Origin of the sequence: Corynebacterium sp. HMSC074C04 (assembly GCF_001838295.1) — a bacterium.
GTDB classification, from domain to species: domain Bacteria; phylum Actinomycetota; class Actinomycetes; order Mycobacteriales; family Mycobacteriaceae; genus Corynebacterium; species Corynebacterium amycolatum.
The window spans coordinates 1,104,762-1,121,278 of sequence record NZ_KV836272.1 but is presented as its reverse complement, the minus strand read 5'-3'; the positions used below and the strand labels follow the sequence as shown (position 1 = coordinate 1,121,278).

At 59.8% G+C, this 16,517-nt stretch carries 9 protein-coding genes and 1 pseudogene; 7 read left to right on the top strand and 3 right to left on the bottom strand.

Features of this window, described 5'->3' with window-relative positions:
- Positions 1-1,016: pseudogene (locus HMPREF3011_RS09360) on the bottom strand (prolyl oligopeptidase family protein); the annotation flags it as partial.
- An 82-nt stretch (positions 1,017-1,098) separates the two neighbouring features.
- Between HMPREF3011_RS09360 and lpdA the strand changes: the two are divergent.
- Entirely contained in the window at positions 1,099-2,514 is a 1,416-nt protein-coding gene (gene lpdA / locus HMPREF3011_RS09355; protein ID WP_049189521.1) for a dihydrolipoyl dehydrogenase, read from the top strand.
- A 214-nt stretch (positions 2,515-2,728) separates the two neighbouring features.
- Here the strand turns inward: lpdA and ramB are convergent, their stop codons facing one another.
- A complete protein-coding gene (ramB, locus tag HMPREF3011_RS09350; protein ID WP_070841549.1) occupies positions 2,729-4,153 on the bottom strand; it encodes an acetate metabolism transcriptional regulator RamB in 1,425 nt (474 codons plus the stop codon).
- Between the two features lie 214 nt (positions 4,154-4,367).
- On the bottom strand, positions 4,368-5,660 hold the full coding sequence (gene aceA, locus HMPREF3011_RS09345; RefSeq protein ID WP_016421960.1) for an isocitrate lyase: 1,293 nt from the start codon (positions 5,658-5,660) through the stop codon (positions 4,368-4,370).
- Positions 5,661-6,675: 1,015 nt separating this feature from the next.
- On the opposite strand from aceA, the gene HMPREF3011_RS09340 reads away from it, so the two are divergent.
- The 6 genes from HMPREF3011_RS09340 to HMPREF3011_RS09315 all read left to right on the top strand — a co-directional run bounded on the left by HMPREF3011_RS09340 (position 6,676) and on the right by HMPREF3011_RS09315 (position 16,492).
- Positions 6,676-8,886 carry a malate synthase G gene (locus tag HMPREF3011_RS09340; protein WP_070841422.1) on the top strand — a complete coding sequence of 737 codons (2,211 nt, stop codon included), beginning with the start codon at positions 6,676-6,678 and terminating at the stop codon, positions 8,884-8,886.
- A gap of 258 nt (positions 8,887-9,144) precedes the next feature.
- Entirely contained in the window at positions 9,145-9,918 is a 774-nt protein-coding gene (locus HMPREF3011_RS09335) for an HAD family hydrolase (RefSeq protein ID WP_210401650.1), read from the top strand.
- 15 nt (positions 9,919-9,933) lie between these two features.
- Positions 9,934-12,549, top strand: coding sequence for a glycoside hydrolase family 65 protein (locus HMPREF3011_RS09330; protein WP_016421963.1), 2,616 nt, complete (start codon positions 9,934-9,936; stop codon positions 12,547-12,549).
- A gap of 415 nt (positions 12,550-12,964) precedes the next feature.
- Complete coding sequence (locus tag HMPREF3011_RS09325) at positions 12,965-13,705, top strand: succinate dehydrogenase cytochrome b subunit (RefSeq protein WP_049189509.1); 741 nt, start codon at positions 12,965-12,967, stop codon at positions 13,703-13,705.
- A 19-nt stretch (positions 13,706-13,724) separates the two neighbouring features.
- On the top strand, positions 13,725-15,743 hold the full coding sequence (locus HMPREF3011_RS09320; protein WP_070827645.1) for a fumarate reductase/succinate dehydrogenase flavoprotein subunit: 2,019 nt from the start codon (positions 13,725-13,727) through the stop codon (positions 15,741-15,743).
- Complete coding sequence (locus tag HMPREF3011_RS09315) at positions 15,743-16,492, top strand: succinate dehydrogenase/fumarate reductase iron-sulfur subunit (protein WP_016421966.1); 750 nt, start codon at positions 15,743-15,745, stop codon at positions 16,490-16,492. The genes HMPREF3011_RS09320 and HMPREF3011_RS09315 overlap by 1 nt, the downstream gene beginning before the upstream one ends.
- The last annotated feature ends 25 nt before the right edge of the window (positions 16,493-16,517 follow it).

Here is a 16,517-nt window from a genome sequence, read left to right as displayed (position 1 = left end):
TCCACCTCACGCGAGCCCGCCAGCCACTTATCGAGCTCCACAACGGCCACGCCACCAGCCGGAATGCCATTGAACTCCGTGCGGGGCATCAGCACCAACCACTGCCGATGGACACTCGTGCGACAGTCCTGCGGCACCTCCAGGATCTGCAGGGAAAAGTCCCCATTCTGCTGCGCCGCCAACTTGCCCGGACGCTCCGCTGCCACGAACCGCTGCGAATTATAAAAATCATGCGCACGCTCGACAAACAGCCGCTCAAAACCCTCCGTCGCGTCGAACCAGCCGCCCACGGCCACATCATCACTGTGGCCCGAGAAAACCACATCCGCGCTTGACGACGGCGTGCCGCGCCGCCACCTACGCACCTGCCGCGGGTAGCCCGAATCCGTCAGTGACCCCGGACCAAAGTCACTGCCAACGAGAATTTCGTCACGACCCAACCAACAGACATCGGACTTCGCCTCCGGGAGGTAGAACGACTCATCCTCGACAAAAATGCAGTTGACGAGGTCAAACTCCCGCACCACAGTGGCATCGGCGCCGCCGCGAGAGAGCAGAATCAACGCGCGGTCATACTCCGGATAGCGGCACACCGTGCCCTTCCAGACCCAGTTTTCTCCCTCGGCTTTCGCCAGCGCATCGAGGTCGATGAGAGTTTCCCACTCGGTCGCCTGCGGATCTTCCTGGCCAGCCAGATAGCTCTGCAACGACGTCCGCCGCCACAGGCCCCGCGGATGCTCGGCATCCCGCCAGAAGTTATAGAGGTACTCGCCGCGCCGCACCGGGTATGCGATCCGGGCATCGGTGTTGAGCGCAGCCAGGATGCGTTGTTCCAGGTTGGTGCGGTCGCTGGTGTCGTCGGCAAGCGAATCGACGCCTGCGACGGTGGCCTCCGACTGCGCGCGGGCCCACGCCAGCGCCTGGGAGCCGTCGATATCGTCCAGCCAATCGGGGACAAGGTCAGTGGAGAGGAAGGAGAGATTGTTGCCCAAGTCGGTGTCCGTGTCGGTGCCCATGCCCACCACCGTAGCCGACCGCAGTAGGTAAAACCGGGACTCGCGCGTGAAGTAAAGACAAGTCGTGCGTAGACTTGTGCACGTGGCTGAACATTTTGATCTTGTAGTACTCGGCGGCGGTCCTGGCGGATACGTCGCAGCAATCCGTGCATCCCAGCTGGGCCTGAAGACTGCCGTGGTGGAGAAGCAATACTGGGGCGGTGTCTGCCTCAACGTTGGCTGTATTCCATCCAAGTCTCTGTTGAAGAACGCCGAGGTGGCGCACATTTTCAACCATGAGGCTAAGACCTTCGGTATCTCCGGCGATGTCTCCTTTGACTTCGGTGCCGCACACGCGCGTTCGCGCAAGGTGTCCGCGGGCATCGTCAAGGGTGTTCATTTCCTGATGAAGAAGAACAAGATCACCGAAATCAACGGTTTCGGTGAATTCACTGGCCCGACCTCCATGGCCATCACTGATGGCGATGACAAGGGCAAGGAAATTACCTTCGACAAGGCGATTATTGCAACCGGCTCTGTCGTCCGTTCTCTGCCGGGCGTTGAGGTCGGCGGCAACATCGTTTCCTACGAAGAGCAGATTCTCTCCGACGAGCTGCCGGACTCCATGGTTATCGTCGGCGCTGGCGCCATCGGTATGGAGTTCGCATACGTCTTGGCTAACTACGGCGTGGACGTCACCATCGTCGAGTTCATGGACAACGTTCTGCCGAACGAGGACGCAGACGTCTCCAAGGTTATTGCCAAGGAATACAAGAAGCTGGGCGTCAAGCTCATGACCGGGCACAAGACCACCTCCATCGTGGACAATGGTGACTCGGTTGAGGTCAAGGTCGAGGCCAAGGATGGCGGCGACGAGCAGACTCTGACCGTCGACCGCGTTATGGTCTCCATCGGCTTCGCACCGCGCACCGAGGGCATCGGCCTGGACAAGGCCGGTGTTGAGCTGGGCGAGCGCGGCGAGATTGTCATCGACGAGTACATGCGCACCAACGTCGACAACATCTACGCCATCGGTGACGTCACCATGAAGCTGCAGCTGGCACACGTCGCTGAGGCACAGGGCGTTATCGCAGCTGAGCACATGGCGGGACACGAGACCGAGACCATCCCGGACTACAACATGATGCCGCGCGCAACCTTCTGTAACCCGCAGGTTGGTTCCTTCGGTAAGACCGAGGCGCAGGCCAAGAAGTGGGCAGAGGAGAACGGCCGCGAGATTAAGGTCTCCACCTTCCCGTTCTCTGCAAACGGTAAGGCCCAGGGTCTGGCGGAGCCGGCTGGTTTCGTGAAGCTCATTGCAGATGCTGAGTACGGCGAGCTGCTGGGTGGTCACATGGTGGGCGCCAACGTTTCCGAGCTCATGCCGCAGCTGGTTCTGGCTGAGAAGTACGAGCTGACCACTGAGGAAATCGGCCGCGCCGTTCACATTCACCCGACCATGTCCGAGGCTATGAAGGAAGCAGCCGAGGGCGTTATGGGCAAGATGATTAACCTGTAAGAGGTTGTGGCTTTGGCCTAGGGCCAGCCTTCGCTGGTCCTGGCTCAGGCAGATACGAGTTAGTGCTTAAGTTTATGACAGTTTGACCGTGAAAATCGGTGCGAAAGTGTCATAAACTTAAGCACTTTCTTTTTGGGGTCTTCCTTTTTTGGGGCATCCTGCGCGAACCAAGCCCCCCGCAAACAGGCCGGCCCTGCGCCCGTCGTAAAGCGAACTAGTACGGCGAGACGGTGGAGCGGTGCATGTTGATGTCGATATCGCGATGGATCGGCGGGAACGCGCGCTGCGGACAGGCCTCGCGGGAGCAGACCCTGCAGCCAGCACCGATCGGAGTGGCGGCGTCGAGGTCCGCGAGATCGAGACCATCGGCGTACACGGTGCGCTCAGCGTGACGGGCCTCGCAGCCCAAACCGATGGCAAAAACCTTACCTGGCTTGCCGAAACGTGCCGCGTGATGCTCCACGGTCCGCGAGATCCACATGTACGGCCGACCATCCGGCATGAGCGCGACCTGCCGCATGACTTTGCCGGGGTAGGAGAAAGTCTCGTAGACGTTCCACAACGGGCAGGTACCGCCCGAATGCGTGAAGTGGAAGCCCGTGGCGGATTGACGTTTGGACATGTTGCCCGCGCGGTCGACGCGCACGAATGTCCATGGAATACCGCGCAAGCTGGGGCGTTGCATCGTGGACAGTCGGTGGCAGATGGTCTCGTAGCCCACGCCGTAAGTGCGCGACAACAGCTCGATGTCGTAGCGTTTCGACTCAGCCATCGCATGGAACGACTCATACGGCAGAATAAGCGCCGCCGCGTAGTACGTCGCGACTCCGCGCTGCGCCAGCTTCCGCGACTCTTCCGACATGAAATGCCCGGACGCGACGGCTTCGGAAATGGTCTCGCCCTGCTCCAAAAACCCCAGCTCCGTGGCCATGCGGAAGGCCCGCTGTCCCGGCGAGAGGTGCCGCGCGAGGTAGAGCGTCTTCGTCGGCCGATCAAGGCTGTGCTGCACATCGCCTAACGACGATTCCAGCGCAATCCGAATCCCATGGTCGTTGGACAGCCTGTCGGCCAGCACAGAGACCACATCGGTGGTCTCGTCGGTGATGCGCAGCTCGCGGGCCAGCTCCTCGGCGGCGGTGTCGACCGAAGCGATGTAGTTCTGGCGGGCGTAGAAGTAGTCGCGGACCTCCTCATGTGGCATGGTCAGCGCCTGTGAGCCGGAGGCGGTGTCGGTGCTGTTGCCGAAGTTGCGCTCCTCGGTGGCCAGAGAGAGTTTGTCTGTGACGTTGCGGTAGCGGCGGTGGATATCCACCATGATGCGGGCGATGTCGGGATGGTCGCGAACCATTTCCGAGATCTCCTGCAGGTCCATGGGGGACTTAGCGATCTCCTTGTCCATCACCACGTCCTGAACCTCAGCGAGGAGGCGAGAATCGTCATCGCGGGAGAAGAAAGTCGCGTCAACGCCGAATGTGTCCGTGATGCGGAGCAGCACGGGCACAGTCAGCGGGCGGACGTCGTGCTCAATCTGGTTGACGTAACTAGCCGAGAGGCCCAACGCCTGCGCGAGCGCAGCCTGGCTGAGGTCGCGCTCGCGGCGTAGCTGGCGGAGGCGGGATCCGACATAGGTTTTCGACATACTGCCCAGCATATCGCGGGCTTTGCTGAACTTGTGTAGAGAACCGTTGCAACCTTTGCTTGCGTGTGTAGGTGCTGAGGTTCTCAGGCACGCTTCACGACGGCCCGGAGTCGACATGTCGATAAACACACAAAAACACCCAGCGAGGGCTGCAAGTGCAACCCTCGCTGGGTGTTGAAGTTAGGTCCTTGACCTAAGTCCTAAGCCGAGTGACTTAGAACTGACCCTCCTCGGTGGAGCCCTTCAGGGCGGTGGTGGAGGAGTTCGGGTCGACGGTGGTGGCGATGCGGTCGAAGTAGCCAGCGCCAACCTCGCGCTGGTGCTTGACAGCGGTGAAGCCGCGCTTCTCGGCAGCCTCGAACTCGCGGTTCTGCAGGTCGACGAATGCGGACATCTGCTCGCGAGCGTAGCCGTAAGCCAGGTCGAACATGCCGTAGTTCAGGGCGTGGAAGCCAGCCAGGGTGATGAACTGGAACTTGAAGCCCATCTTGCCCAGCTCGTTCTGGAACTTGGCGATCTCGTCCTTCTCGAGGTGAGCGGACCAGTTGAAGGACGGGGAGCAGTTGTAAGCCAGGAGCTGGTCCGGGTACTCAGCCTTGACGCCCTCAGCGAACTTCTTAGCCAGCTCGAGGTCCGGAGTACCGGTCTCCATCCAGATCATGTCAGCGTACGGAGCGTAGGACTTTGCACGCTCGATGCACGGCTCCAGGCCGTTCTGGACGTGGTAGAAGCCCTCGGAGGTGCGGTCACCGGTGATGAACTTCTGGTCGCGCTCATCAACATCGGAGGTGATGAGGGTAGCGGCCTCAGCGTCGGTGCGGGCGATGATGACGGTCGGGGTGTTGGAGACGTCAGCAGCCAGGCGAGCAGAGGTCAGGGTGCGGATGTGCTGCTGGGTCGGGATCAGGACCTTGCCGCCCAGGTGGCCACACTTCTTCTCAGAAGCGAGCTGGTCCTCCCAGTGGGTACCAGCGGCACCAGCGTTGATCATAGCCTTCTGCAGCTCGTAGACGTTCAGAGCGCCACCGAAGCCAGCCTCACCGTCAGCGACGATCGGCAGCAGCCAGTTGTCGACGGAGTCGTCGCCCTCGATGCGAGCGATCTCGTCTGCGCGGAGCAGAGCGTTGTTGATGCGACGAACGACGTTCGGCACGGAGTTAGCCGGGTACAGGGACTGGTCCGGGTAGGTGTGGCCGGAGAGGTTAGCGTCACCAGCAACCTGCCAACCGGAGAGGTAGACAGCCTTCAGGCCAGCGCGAGCCTGCTGAACGGCCATGTTACCGGTCAGTGCGCCCAGAGCGTTGATGTAGGAGTCGTCCTTAACGTTGACGCCTTCCCACAGGATCTCAGCGCCGCGGCGAGCGAGAGTGTTCTCCTCGACGACGGAGCCCTGGAGCTCAGCAACCTGCTCAGCGGTGTAGTCGCGGGTGATACCTTCCCAGCGCGGGTTCTCGTCCCAATCCTTCTGGATTTCGGCGGCGGTACGTGCCTTACCAACGTTAGACATAAACGGAGTCACTTCCTTTTGCTTGCTTTTTGAACTCCGGGTGCTGACTTAAGAACAATTCCGACAGAACCGATCTACAGGCTGACCCGATAGTGACCGCGGTGTCACGTGAATGCAGGGGCGCTAGCAAAATGCTGTACCCCTGCACGCAAACACGCGAACAAAAACAATGTCCGCTTCCGCGTGCCATGTCTCACATTTTGGGGCATAGCGCTACGTTCGTCAAGCAGCTTCCGATGTGAATTCAAGTATGTAATACGGATAACACCTGTGAAGATTGCAAACATTGTGATGTGTAGCTTGGCTTTAACAATTTTCGCCTGTGACCGGCCGGTACATTTGTACTGTTATTTCCCTATGGCTGGCTCGCTAATAATGTTCCCCCCGCTTTGGGGTGATTTATATTTTGGTAATTATCAAAGCTGGCCGTTAACAGTGTTTGGGGTTTAGGGGGTGTTTCGCTACCCCCGAAATTACGGCCGCAAAGGTAGAAACGGGCTTCTAAATACACTGCCGTTACACCGTCAGTACCCCGCCGGAGCATCCCTGGGTAGTGGCCAGGGTCTCGGTTGTCATCTCGCTTTTATGGTCTGGTTTGAAGGCGGAGACTGTAGCGACGTGATTGGTCGCTGGCCGTTGATACGCAGGTCGCAATAGTAAATGTCTGTGAGGCGCGACACTTTCCCATTGTGTGTGGTGTTCTGTGGCTGGAGGAAAGAGTGCCGGGGATGCTGCAGTCAATGCGGGTGGGGGAGGGCTGGTTGTGGCGTCAGGATTGAATGCCCGAATGGTCATTGGGGAGGGGTGGGGTCTGTTCGCAGGGTGCTCGTCGTAAAGCGAATGAAATGGCAAATGTGAGCGGCGCTATACCGGGCTGGCGGTTGGCGGTTATGGAAAAAGACGGTTCATAAGTGCGCCGAATCACATACAGTAGGGGAACAACGCATCCAGTGTGAGCCGCTGACGTGGCCATGGCTGGATGGGCAAATTGCAATCAATAGTTTTGAGGAGAGCAATGGCACAGCGTATTTCGGCAGGTGGAATGCAGGTCGCGAAGGTTCTTTACGACTTCGTTAATGACACCGCACTCCCCGCCGCCGGCATTGAGGACAAGGACGCGTTCTGGAACGGCTTCGGTGACATTGTCGCTAAGTACACTCCGCGCAACCGCGAGCTGCTGGTCAAGCGCGATGAGCTGCAGGAAAAGCTCGACGCTTGGTACAAGGAACACCCGGGCGAGCAGAATCAGGATGAGTACGTCGCATTCCTGAAGGAAATTGGCTACCTCGTTGACAACCCGGGTGACTTCCAGGTCACCACCGCTAACGTCGACACCGAGATCACTTCCACCGCTGGCCCGCAGCTGGTTGTGCCGGTCCTCAACGCCCGTTTCGCCATCAACGCTGCGAACGCACGCTGGGGCTCGCTTTATGACGCGCTGTACGGCACCAACGCTATTCCTGAAGATGGCGGTGCGGAGAAGGACACCCCGGGCTACAACAAGGTCCGCGGTGACTGCGTTATCGCATGGGGTCGTGACTTCCTGGACAAGGCTCTGCCGCTGGTCGACGGTTCCCACGCGGACGTCACCTCTTATGACATTGTCGACGGTCACCTGCAGGCAACCCTGGAGGGGGACGCTACCTCCGGTCTGCGCGAGCCGGAGACCCTGGTCGGCTACACCGGCGACAAGGACGCACCGGAGTCCATTTACTTCAAGCACAACGGTCTGCACATTCAGCTGCTGATTGACCCGGAGTCCCCGGTTGGCAAGACCGACAAGGCTGGTGTCAAGGACATCATCCTGGAAGCCGCTGTCACCAACATCATGGACCTCGAGGACTCTGTCGCCGCAGTCGACGCTGCAGATAAGACCCTGGGTTACACCAACTGGCTGGGCCTGAACGTCGGTGACCTCGCAGTAGAGTTCACCCGTGGCGGCAAGAAGCTGTCCCGTACCATCAACGACGACCGCACCTACACCGCTCTTGACGGTTCCGAGGTCACCCTGCACGGTCGTTCCCTGAACCTGGTCCGTAACGTCGGCCACCTGATGCAGAACCCGGCCATCCTCGACCGCGACGGCGAGGAGATTTTCGAGGGCATCATGGATGCCGTCGTCACCGCTGTGTGTGCAATCCCGGGCCTGGACCAGGACAACGCACGTAAGAACTCCCGTACCGGCTCCATCTACATCGTGAAGCCGAAGCAGCACGGCCCGGACGAGGCTGCATTCACCAACGAGTTGTTCGCAGACGTTGAGAAGCTGCTGGGTCTGCCGCACAACACCCTGAAGGTCGGCCTGATGGACGAGGAGCGTCGTACCTCCGTCAACCTGGATGCCGCCATCAAGGCTGTTTCCGAGCGTGTCGTCTTCATTAACACCGGCTTCATGGACCGCACTGGTGATGAGATCCACACCTCCATCCAGGCTGGTCCGATGTTCCGCAAGGCTGTCCAGAAGACCGCTCCGTGGATGCTGGCTTACGAGGACAACAACGTTGACTCCGGTCTGGCACACGGCCTGCAGGGCAAGGCTCAGATCGGTAAGGGCATGTGGGCCATGACCGAGCAGATGGCCGAGCTGCTAGAGCAGAAGATTGGTCAGCCGAAGCAGGGTGCTTCCACCGCGTGGGTTCCGTCCCCGACCGGTGGTGTGCTGCACGCTACCCACTACCACGAGGTTGACGTCTTCGGCGTTCAGGACAAGCTGCTTACCGACGGTCGCCGCGACACCTTCGGTGACCTGCTCACCATCCCGGTAGCGGCAGCTAAGGCTGGTGAGCCGGGCGCTGACTGGTCCGATGAGGACAAGGCCAACGAGCTGGACAACAACTGCCAGTCCATCCTGGGCTACGTTATCCGCTGGGTTGAGCAGGGCGTTGGCTGCTCCAAGGTGCCGGATATCAACGATGTTGACCTGATGGAGGACCGCGCTACCCTGCGTATTTCCTCCCAGACTCTGGCTAACTGGCTGCTGCACGGTGTTGTCACCGAGGAGCAGATCATCGATTCGCTTCAGCGTATGGCCAAGGTCGTTGACCGCCAGAACGAGGGCGATGAGGCATACCTGCCGATGGCCCCGGACTTCGACAAGTCCATTGGTTTCCAGGCTGCCAAGGAGCTCATCCTCGACGGTGTCAACCAGCCGTCCGGTTACACCGAGCCGATCCTGCACCGCCGTCGCCTGGAGTTCAAGAAGCGCGAGGGCATCGACCAGGATTAATTCTTGGTCGGGCTGCGGCTGCCGAGCCTGAAATAACAAAATAGATATCCAAACTGCCGGTGTGTAGGTGGTATTGGCTAACCTCTGATGCCAATTCCGCATGCGCGCCGGCAGTTTTGTTTTTGGGGGAAGCGCACCATGATTCTCGGATTCGAGATACCCGGGTTCGCAAGCGGGGTAGGGGCAACGTTGCTAGCGTTGATTGGGAAGTTAATTGAGAATATGCAGTCTGCAACGTCCAAGGAGCTGCGACCCCCCATGACTAATTCCACGACCGACAGTGCTACCAACCTCGCCAAGGCCAAAGAATTCCTCCATAGCGCGGGCGCAATCCTCTTTGACCTCGACGGAGTGATTACCCCTACCGCCGATGTGCACGAGCAGGCGTGGGCGGACATGTTTAGCGACTACTTCGAGCACAAGGGCGTCTCGGCCTACACAGAGGAGGACTACTTCACCTACCTCGATGGCCGCCGCCGCGATGAGGGCATCGCAGCAATCCTGGAATCTCGCGGCATTTCGCTGCCGCACGGTAGCGATGAGGACACAGCGAAAGACGAGACGATTGTCGGGCTCGGGAAGCGCAAAAATGATGACTTCTTGGCGCGAGTCGAGAGGGGAATTGAGGCCTACCCGGGGTCGGTTGCGCTGCTCGACGAGTTAGAGGGCGCGGGGGACTCGTCGGCAAGCGAAAAACCGCAGTTGGCGGTGGTTAGCTCGTCGAAGAACGCGGTGCCGGTGCTGACGGCCGCTGGGCTGCGTGAGCGGTTCGTGGAGATTGTTGACGGCGTGGTGGCGCATGAGAACAACCTGCCGGGTAAGCCAGCCGCCGATACTTTCGTGTACGCGGCGAAGAATCTGGGGGTGGCGCCGCGCGATGCTGTGGTGGTCGAGGATGCCATCAGTGGTGTGCAAGCGGGTGCAGCCGGCGCATTTGGTCTGGTCATTGGTGTTGACCGCGGTGCTGGTGCGGAAGCGCTGCGCCGAGCGGGCGCCGACGTTGTGGTCAGTGACTTGGCGGCACTCGTCTAGGCTGGCTCGTGACAAATGGCTGAGACAAAACCGGAAGGCATCATGGCCAACGATTCGACCACGGCAGCAGTCGACGAGACTGAGCGTGTGATTCCGCAGGGGCAGGGTCACGACGCGGAGACCGCAGAGGCTGAAAAACAGGAGGAGACGGTGTCCCCAGTTCGTCGTAAGCAGCGTCGTAACTTCCCGGCGGATCGTGCGGATAAGCACCACCACCTTGTAAATGCCGAGGGACTCATGGACCGAGACATCACTCCGGTCGATGAGTGGCGTCTGATTGAGACGAAGCCGAACGGCCTCCCGCTCGGTTTGGGCGAGACGCTGTTTGCGCTGTCGAACGGGTACATCGGCATGCGTGGCAACCCGCCGGAGGGCCGTGACTCCAGTGAGCACGGCACTTATATCAACGGTCTGCATGAGACCTGGCCGATTAGGCACGCCGAGGACGCCTACGGCCTAGCCCGCCAGGGGCAGACGATTGTCAATGCTCCGGACGCTAAGGCAATGCGTCTCTACATTGACGATGAGCCCCTGCGTCTCGGCAATGCTGAGGTCAGCGACTACGAACGTAGCCTGGATTTCCGCGAGGGCGTGCTGCGTCGTCGGTTCATTTGGCGCACCCCGGGTGGCAAGCGCGTTCGCGTCACCTCTGAGCGCATGGTGTCTTTCCAGGAAAAGCATGTCGCCGCGATGAGTCTGGAAGTCGAGCTGCTGGATGCGGATGCTGCGGTGATGATTAACTCGCAGATCCTCAACCGCCAGGACGGCGAGGACGAATACCACGATGCCGCTAAGGCGCAGGGCACCGAACTGGATCCCCGTCGCGCCGAGGCGCTGGAAGACCGCGTTCTCATTCCGGCATTTCAGTCGGAATCGGCGCACGGGCAGCGCTCGACGCTGGGCTACCGCTGCGCGAACTCCGGTATGACCGTGGCTACCTCCATGGACCACACCTTTACTGTCCGCACTCCCGACGGCACGGAGCCGTTCGTAGAGATTTCGCAGTCGACCGAGCCGGATGTGGCCAGCTCCCTGTTCAACCTGGATGCGCCGGTCGGCACTGTCATACGCCTGGAGAAGCTGGTCGCGTACCACTCCTCCCGTAAGGTGCGTGCCGAAGAGCTGGCATTCCGCTGTGAGCGCACCCTGAACCGCGTCGGCCGCATCGGCATGCTGGGGCTGATGGAGAACCAGGAGGAGTGGCTCGAACGCTTCTGGGAGCGCTCTGACGTGGTCATTTACAATCAGCCGGAGATTCAGCAGGCAGTGCGCTGGAACATTTGGCAGATTATCCAGGCCGCCGCCCGCGCCGAATTCCAAGGCGTCCCGGCCAAGGGAATGACCGGCACCGGCTACGGCGGCCACTACTTCTGGGACACGGAAATCTACGTGACCCCATTCCTTACCTATACGTCGCCGCAATTCTCGCGCAATGCCATGCGTTTCCGCTGGGACATGCTCGAAGCCGCGTGGGCGCGTGCCGACGAACTGGCGCACGACGGTGCCCTCTTCCCGTGGCGCACTATCAATGGTCAGGAGTCCTCGGCCTACTTTGAGGCCGGCACGGCGCAGTACCACATCGATGCGGACATCGTGTACGCGATGATGAAGTACGTCTATGCCTCCGGCGATGAGGAGTTCCTGCTCAAGGAGGGCACGGATCTGTTGCTCGGCACGGCCAGGTTTTGGATGTCGTTGGGATTCTTTGATGCCGAGCAGCGAGAGTTCCAAATTCACAGCGTCACCGGTCCAGATGAGTACAACACGGTGGTGAACAACAACCTGTACACCAACGTGATGGCGCAGTATAACCTGCGGGTTGCTGCGGACGTCGTCAAGCAGATGAAGCGTGATCGCCCTGCTGCCTATCGCGAACTGACCAACCGCTTCGACCTCACTGAGCGCGAGGTTGAAGAGTGGGAGCAGGCCGCTGAGGCGATGTACATCCCGTTCGATGAGAAGCTCGGCATTCACCCTCAGGATGACCAGTTCCTGCTGCGTAAGCGCTGGAATCTCGACGATCCCGAAGTTGGCCCGCTGCGCCCGCTGCTGCTGCATTACCACCCGCTGACGATTTACCGTCACCAGGTCATTAAGCAGGCGGACGTCGTCCTCGCACTGTTCCTCATGGGCAATCGCTTTACGACGGAACAAAAGCGCGCAGACTACATGTATTACGATCCGCTCACCACCGGTGATTCCTCGCTGTCCGCCGTTGTGCAGTCCATTGTTGCGGCCGAGTTGGGCTTGCAGGAGCAGGCAATGGACTTCTTCCTACGCGGACTCTATGTGGACCTGGCGAACTTGCATGGCAACGCTGCCGATGGTGTCCACGTCGCATCTGCCGGTGGTGTGTGGCAGTCCCTGGTCTATGGTTTCGGTGGTTTCCGCGATCATGACGGCCGCTACAGTATTGACCCGCGTCTGCCGGAGGACTGGAGTGGTCTGACGTACCGAGTCACTATTCGTGGTTGTCGTATCCGAGTGACGGTGCGCGGCCGCACGGTGGAAGTCGTCCTGGAGGAGGGAGACCACCAGGTTGGGCCGATTATGGTCGCAGGACATGAGGTGATCATTGGTCCGGAGCCGTTGACCGTGGTGATGGCGAACTCGGATCAGAGCGAGGATTAGTCGGACGGCTTCGGCCGTACACGGTGCCAATAGGGGGGGGATTGCCTGTTGGGGGTGGCTGTTTGGGCCTTTGGGGAATTCGGCAGGGGTAAAAATAAAGAATTTCGCAACATAATTATTGAGTATTAAATCCGTCCACCTGAGAAAAGTGGGCGGTTTTTTATTTTCGTGCTATTTATGTTGCGTTATTAGCTAGTTTGGGCGGGGGAAAAATCGGCAAAAGTCGGGGTAGGGGCGTTTTTATGGTGGGGGAGAGGGTTTATGCAGCGACGACGTCAGAAGTGGCTAAAATGCGATAACCTGAGAAAAGGCGGAGAAAAGACCTAGGTAACCTGTGAAAATCCCCACCCAAAAGGGGGAAAAATGTTTACCAGGCGCTGTGTGACTTTAGAGTGAATATGACACTGGAGGTGCCATGACTGTTAAAAGTTCAAACCGTGACGCAATCGCGCACGGCAAAATTAATGTAGAACCGCTGCGCGAGCAGCCTAAATACCCTTCATGGGCTCTGAAGCTGACCATGGCCGTCACTGGCGTGCTGTTTGGCCTCTTCGTTATTGTCCACATGCTGGGTAACCTGAAGATTTTCGCTGGCGAGGAAGACTTCAACGCATACGCGACCTTCCTGCGCACTGTCGGTGCTCCGGCAGTTCCGAACGAGGGCATTCTGTGGATTTTCCGCATTGTCCTGCTGGTAGCTATTGTCCTGCACATTTTCGGTGGCCTCACCCTGGCTGCACGTGCTAAGCAGTCCCGCGGCAAGTTCCGCCGTCAGGGCATGGTGTCCAGCTGGAACACCTTTACTGCACGTTCGATGGTGATCACCGGCATTGTGCTGCTGGCCTTCATCATCTTCCACCTGCTGGACCTGACCATCGGTGCTGGCGTTGCTCCGTCTTCTTTCGAGCACGGTGAGGCATACCAGAACGTGGTTGCGTCCTTCTCGCGTCCGGGTGTTGTTGTTTGGTACATCATTGCGCAGCTCGCTCTGCTGCTGCACCTGTCCCACGGTCTGTGGACCGCTACTTCCGACCTCGGTATCACCGGTAAGCGCTGGCGCAAGGTTCTGCTGTTCCTGTCCGGCCTGCTGCCGCTGCTGGTTGTTGTCGGCAACATCTTCATCCCAGTCGCCGTCCTGACCGGTCTGGTCTCGTAGGTCGAGGAGGAAATTTACTATGACTAACACTGAAGCAACCGTCGCTGCGGACTTCCGCGCGCCGGAAAGCGCTGTCGACGGGGTCAAGATCGGCAAGGTTCTGTCCGATAACTCCCCGGGTGACAAGGTCTCCATGAAGGACCACTGGCAGTACCAGAAGGATCACGCCAACCTGGTTTCGCCGCTGAACCGTCGTAAGTTCCGCGTCATGGTCGTCGGTACCGGCCTGGCTGGCGGCGCTGCCGCTGCTGCGCTCGGCGAGCTCGGCTACGACGTGCAGGTTTTCACCTACCACGACGCTCCGCGCCGTGCGCACTCCATTGCTGCACAGGGTGGTGTCAACTCCGCTCGCGGTAAGAAGGTCGACAACGACGGCGCTTACCGCCACGTCAAGGACACCGTTAAGGGCGGCGACTACCGCTGCCGCGAGAACGACTGCTGGCGTCTGGCTGTCGAGTCCGTCCGCGTCATCGACCACCTGAATGCAATTGGTGCTCCGTTCGCTCGCGAGTACGGCGGTACCCTGGCAACCCGTTCCTTCGGTGGTGTGCAGGTCTCCCGTACGTACTACACCCGTGGTCAGACGGGTCAGCAGCTGCAGCTGTCGACTACCTCGGCTCTGCAGCGCCAGATTGGTCTCGGCAACGTCGAGATCTTCACCCACAACGAGCTGGTTGATATCATCGTCGCCGACGGCCGTTGCCAGGGTGCTATCATGCGTAACCTGATCAATGGTGAGCTGACCGTTCACACTGCTCACGCAGTTATTCTGGCTACCGGCGGTTACGGCAACGTCTACCACATGTCCACGCTGGCCAAGAACTCCAACGCTTCGGCCATCATGCGTGCATACGACCAGGGTGCTTACTTCGCATCCCCGTCCTTCATCCAGTTCCACCCGACCGGTCTTCCGGTCAACGCGCACTGGCAGTCCAAGACCATTCTGATGTCCGAGTCCCTGCGTAACGACGCACGTATTTGGACCCCGAAGAAGAAGGGCGACGAGCGCCCGGCCAACGACATCCCGGAGGACGAGCGCGACTACTTCCTGGAGCGTCGCTACCCGGCATTCGGTAACCTCGTCCCGCGTGACGTCGCTTCCCGTGCCAACTCTCAGCAGATTAACGCCGGCTACGGTGTTGGCCCGCTGAAGAACTCCGTCTACCTGGATCTGCGTGACGCAATTGAGCGCCTGGGCCAGCCGGTCATCAAGGAACGCTACTCGAACCTGATTCAGATGTACGAAGAGGCGATCGGTGAGGATCCGTACAAGGTCCCGATGCGTATTGCTCCGACCTGCCACTTCACCATGGGTGGCCTGTGGTCTGACTTCAACCAGATGACCTCCATCCCGGGCCTGTTCACCGGTGGCGAGGCATCTTGGACCTACCACGGTGCAAACCGCCTGGGTGCAAACTCCCTGCTGTCCGGTTCGGTCGACGGTTGGTTCACCCTGCCGTTCACCATTCCGAACTACCTGGGCCCGCTGCTCGGTACCGACCGCCTGGCTGAGGATGCCCCGGAGGCCAAGGAAGCACTGGACCGCGCTCAGGCTCGCCTGGACAAGCTGATGAGTATCCAGGGTAAGCACGGCGCTGAGTACTTCCACCGCCAGCTCGGTGAGATTCTCTACCGCGACTGTGGTGTGGCCCGTAACAAGGAAGACCTGGCTCGCGGTATCGAGGAGATCCGCGAACTGCGTAAGGCATTCTGGTCTGACCTGTTCATCCCGGGTGAGCCGAACGAGATGAACCAGCAGCTCGAGTACGCTAACCGCGTTGCTGACTACATCGACCTCGGTGAGCTCATGTGTGTCGACGCCCTCGACCGCGATGAGTCCTGCGGTGCTCACTACCGCGATGACCACATCTCCGAAGATGGCGAGGCGGAGCGCGATGACGCGAACTGGTGCTTCGTTTCCGCATGGGAGCGAGGCAACAATGGTCCTGCATGGGATCTGTCCGGTCACGAATTCATTCGCCACGCCGAGCCGCTCACCTTCGAAGCCGTCCCGCTCATGACAAGGAACTACAAGTAATGAAACTGCACCTTGAAATCTGGCGCCAAGCAGGTCCGAACGTCGAGGGACACTTTGAATCCGTTGACGTTGACGACGCCGTCGCAGAGATGTCGATCCTGGAGCTGCTTGACCACGTCAACTCCAAGTACGTCGAGTCCGGCAAGGAGCCGTTCGCGTTCGCATCTGACTGCCGTGAGGGTATCTGTGGTACCTGTGGTCTGAACGTCAACGGTCGTCCGCACGGCCCGGGCCAGAACACCCCGACCTGTCAGCAGCGTCTGCACCAGTTCAGCGATGGTGACACCCTGAAGATCGAGCCGATGCGCTCCGCCGCATACCCGGTCATCAAGGACATGGTCGTTGACCGCTCCGCTCTGGACCGTGTCCTCGAGCAGGGTGGCTACGTCTCCATCAACGCTGGTACCGCTCCGGATGCAGATACTCTGCACCTGAACCACGAGACCGCTGAGTTCGCACTTGACCACGCAGCCTGCATCGGCTGTGGTGCTTGTGTCGCAGCTTGCCCGAACGGTGCTGCACACCTGTTCACCGGCGCAAAGCTGGTTCACCTCTCCCTGGTCCCGCTGGGTAAGGAAGAGCGTGGCAAGCGTGCCCGCAAGATGGTTGACGAGGTCGAAGGCACCTTCGGTCCGTGCTCCCTCTATGGTGAATGTGCTGACGTCTGCCCGGCAGGTATCCCGCTGACTGCGGTTGCCGCCGTTACCAAGGAACGAGCGCGTTCGTTCTTCCGCGGTAAGGACGACTAAACTCTTTCTCGATTAGAGTTTTCCA

Bases quoted from the DNA above. Each gene is read 5' to 3' on its own strand.
- HMPREF3011_RS09335 (WP_210401650.1), top strand. From the start codon at position 9,145: ATGACTAATTCCACGACCGACAGTGCTACCAACCTCGCCAAGGCCAAA.
- HMPREF3011_RS09330 (WP_016421963.1), top strand. From the start codon at position 9,934: ATGGCTGAGACAAAACCGGAAGGCATCATGGCCAACGATTCGACCACG.
- aceA (WP_016421960.1), bottom strand. From the start codon at position 5,660: ATGTCTAACGTTGGTAAGGCACGTACCGCCGCCGAAATCCAGAAGGAT.
- HMPREF3011_RS09340 (WP_070841422.1), top strand. From the start codon at position 6,676: ATGGCACAGCGTATTTCGGCAGGTGGAATGCAGGTCGCGAAGGTTCTT.
- HMPREF3011_RS09320 (WP_070827645.1), top strand. From the start codon at position 13,725: ATGACTAACACTGAAGCAACCGTCGCTGCGGACTTCCGCGCGCCGGAA.
- HMPREF3011_RS09325 (WP_049189509.1), top strand. From the start codon at position 12,965: ATGACTGTTAAAAGTTCAAACCGTGACGCAATCGCGCACGGCAAAATT.
- HMPREF3011_RS09315 (WP_016421966.1), top strand. From the start codon at position 15,743: ATGAAACTGCACCTTGAAATCTGGCGCCAAGCAGGTCCGAACGTCGAG.
- ramB (WP_070841549.1), bottom strand. From the start codon at position 4,153: ATGTCGAAAACCTATGTCGGATCCCGCCTCCGCCAGCTACGCCGCGAG.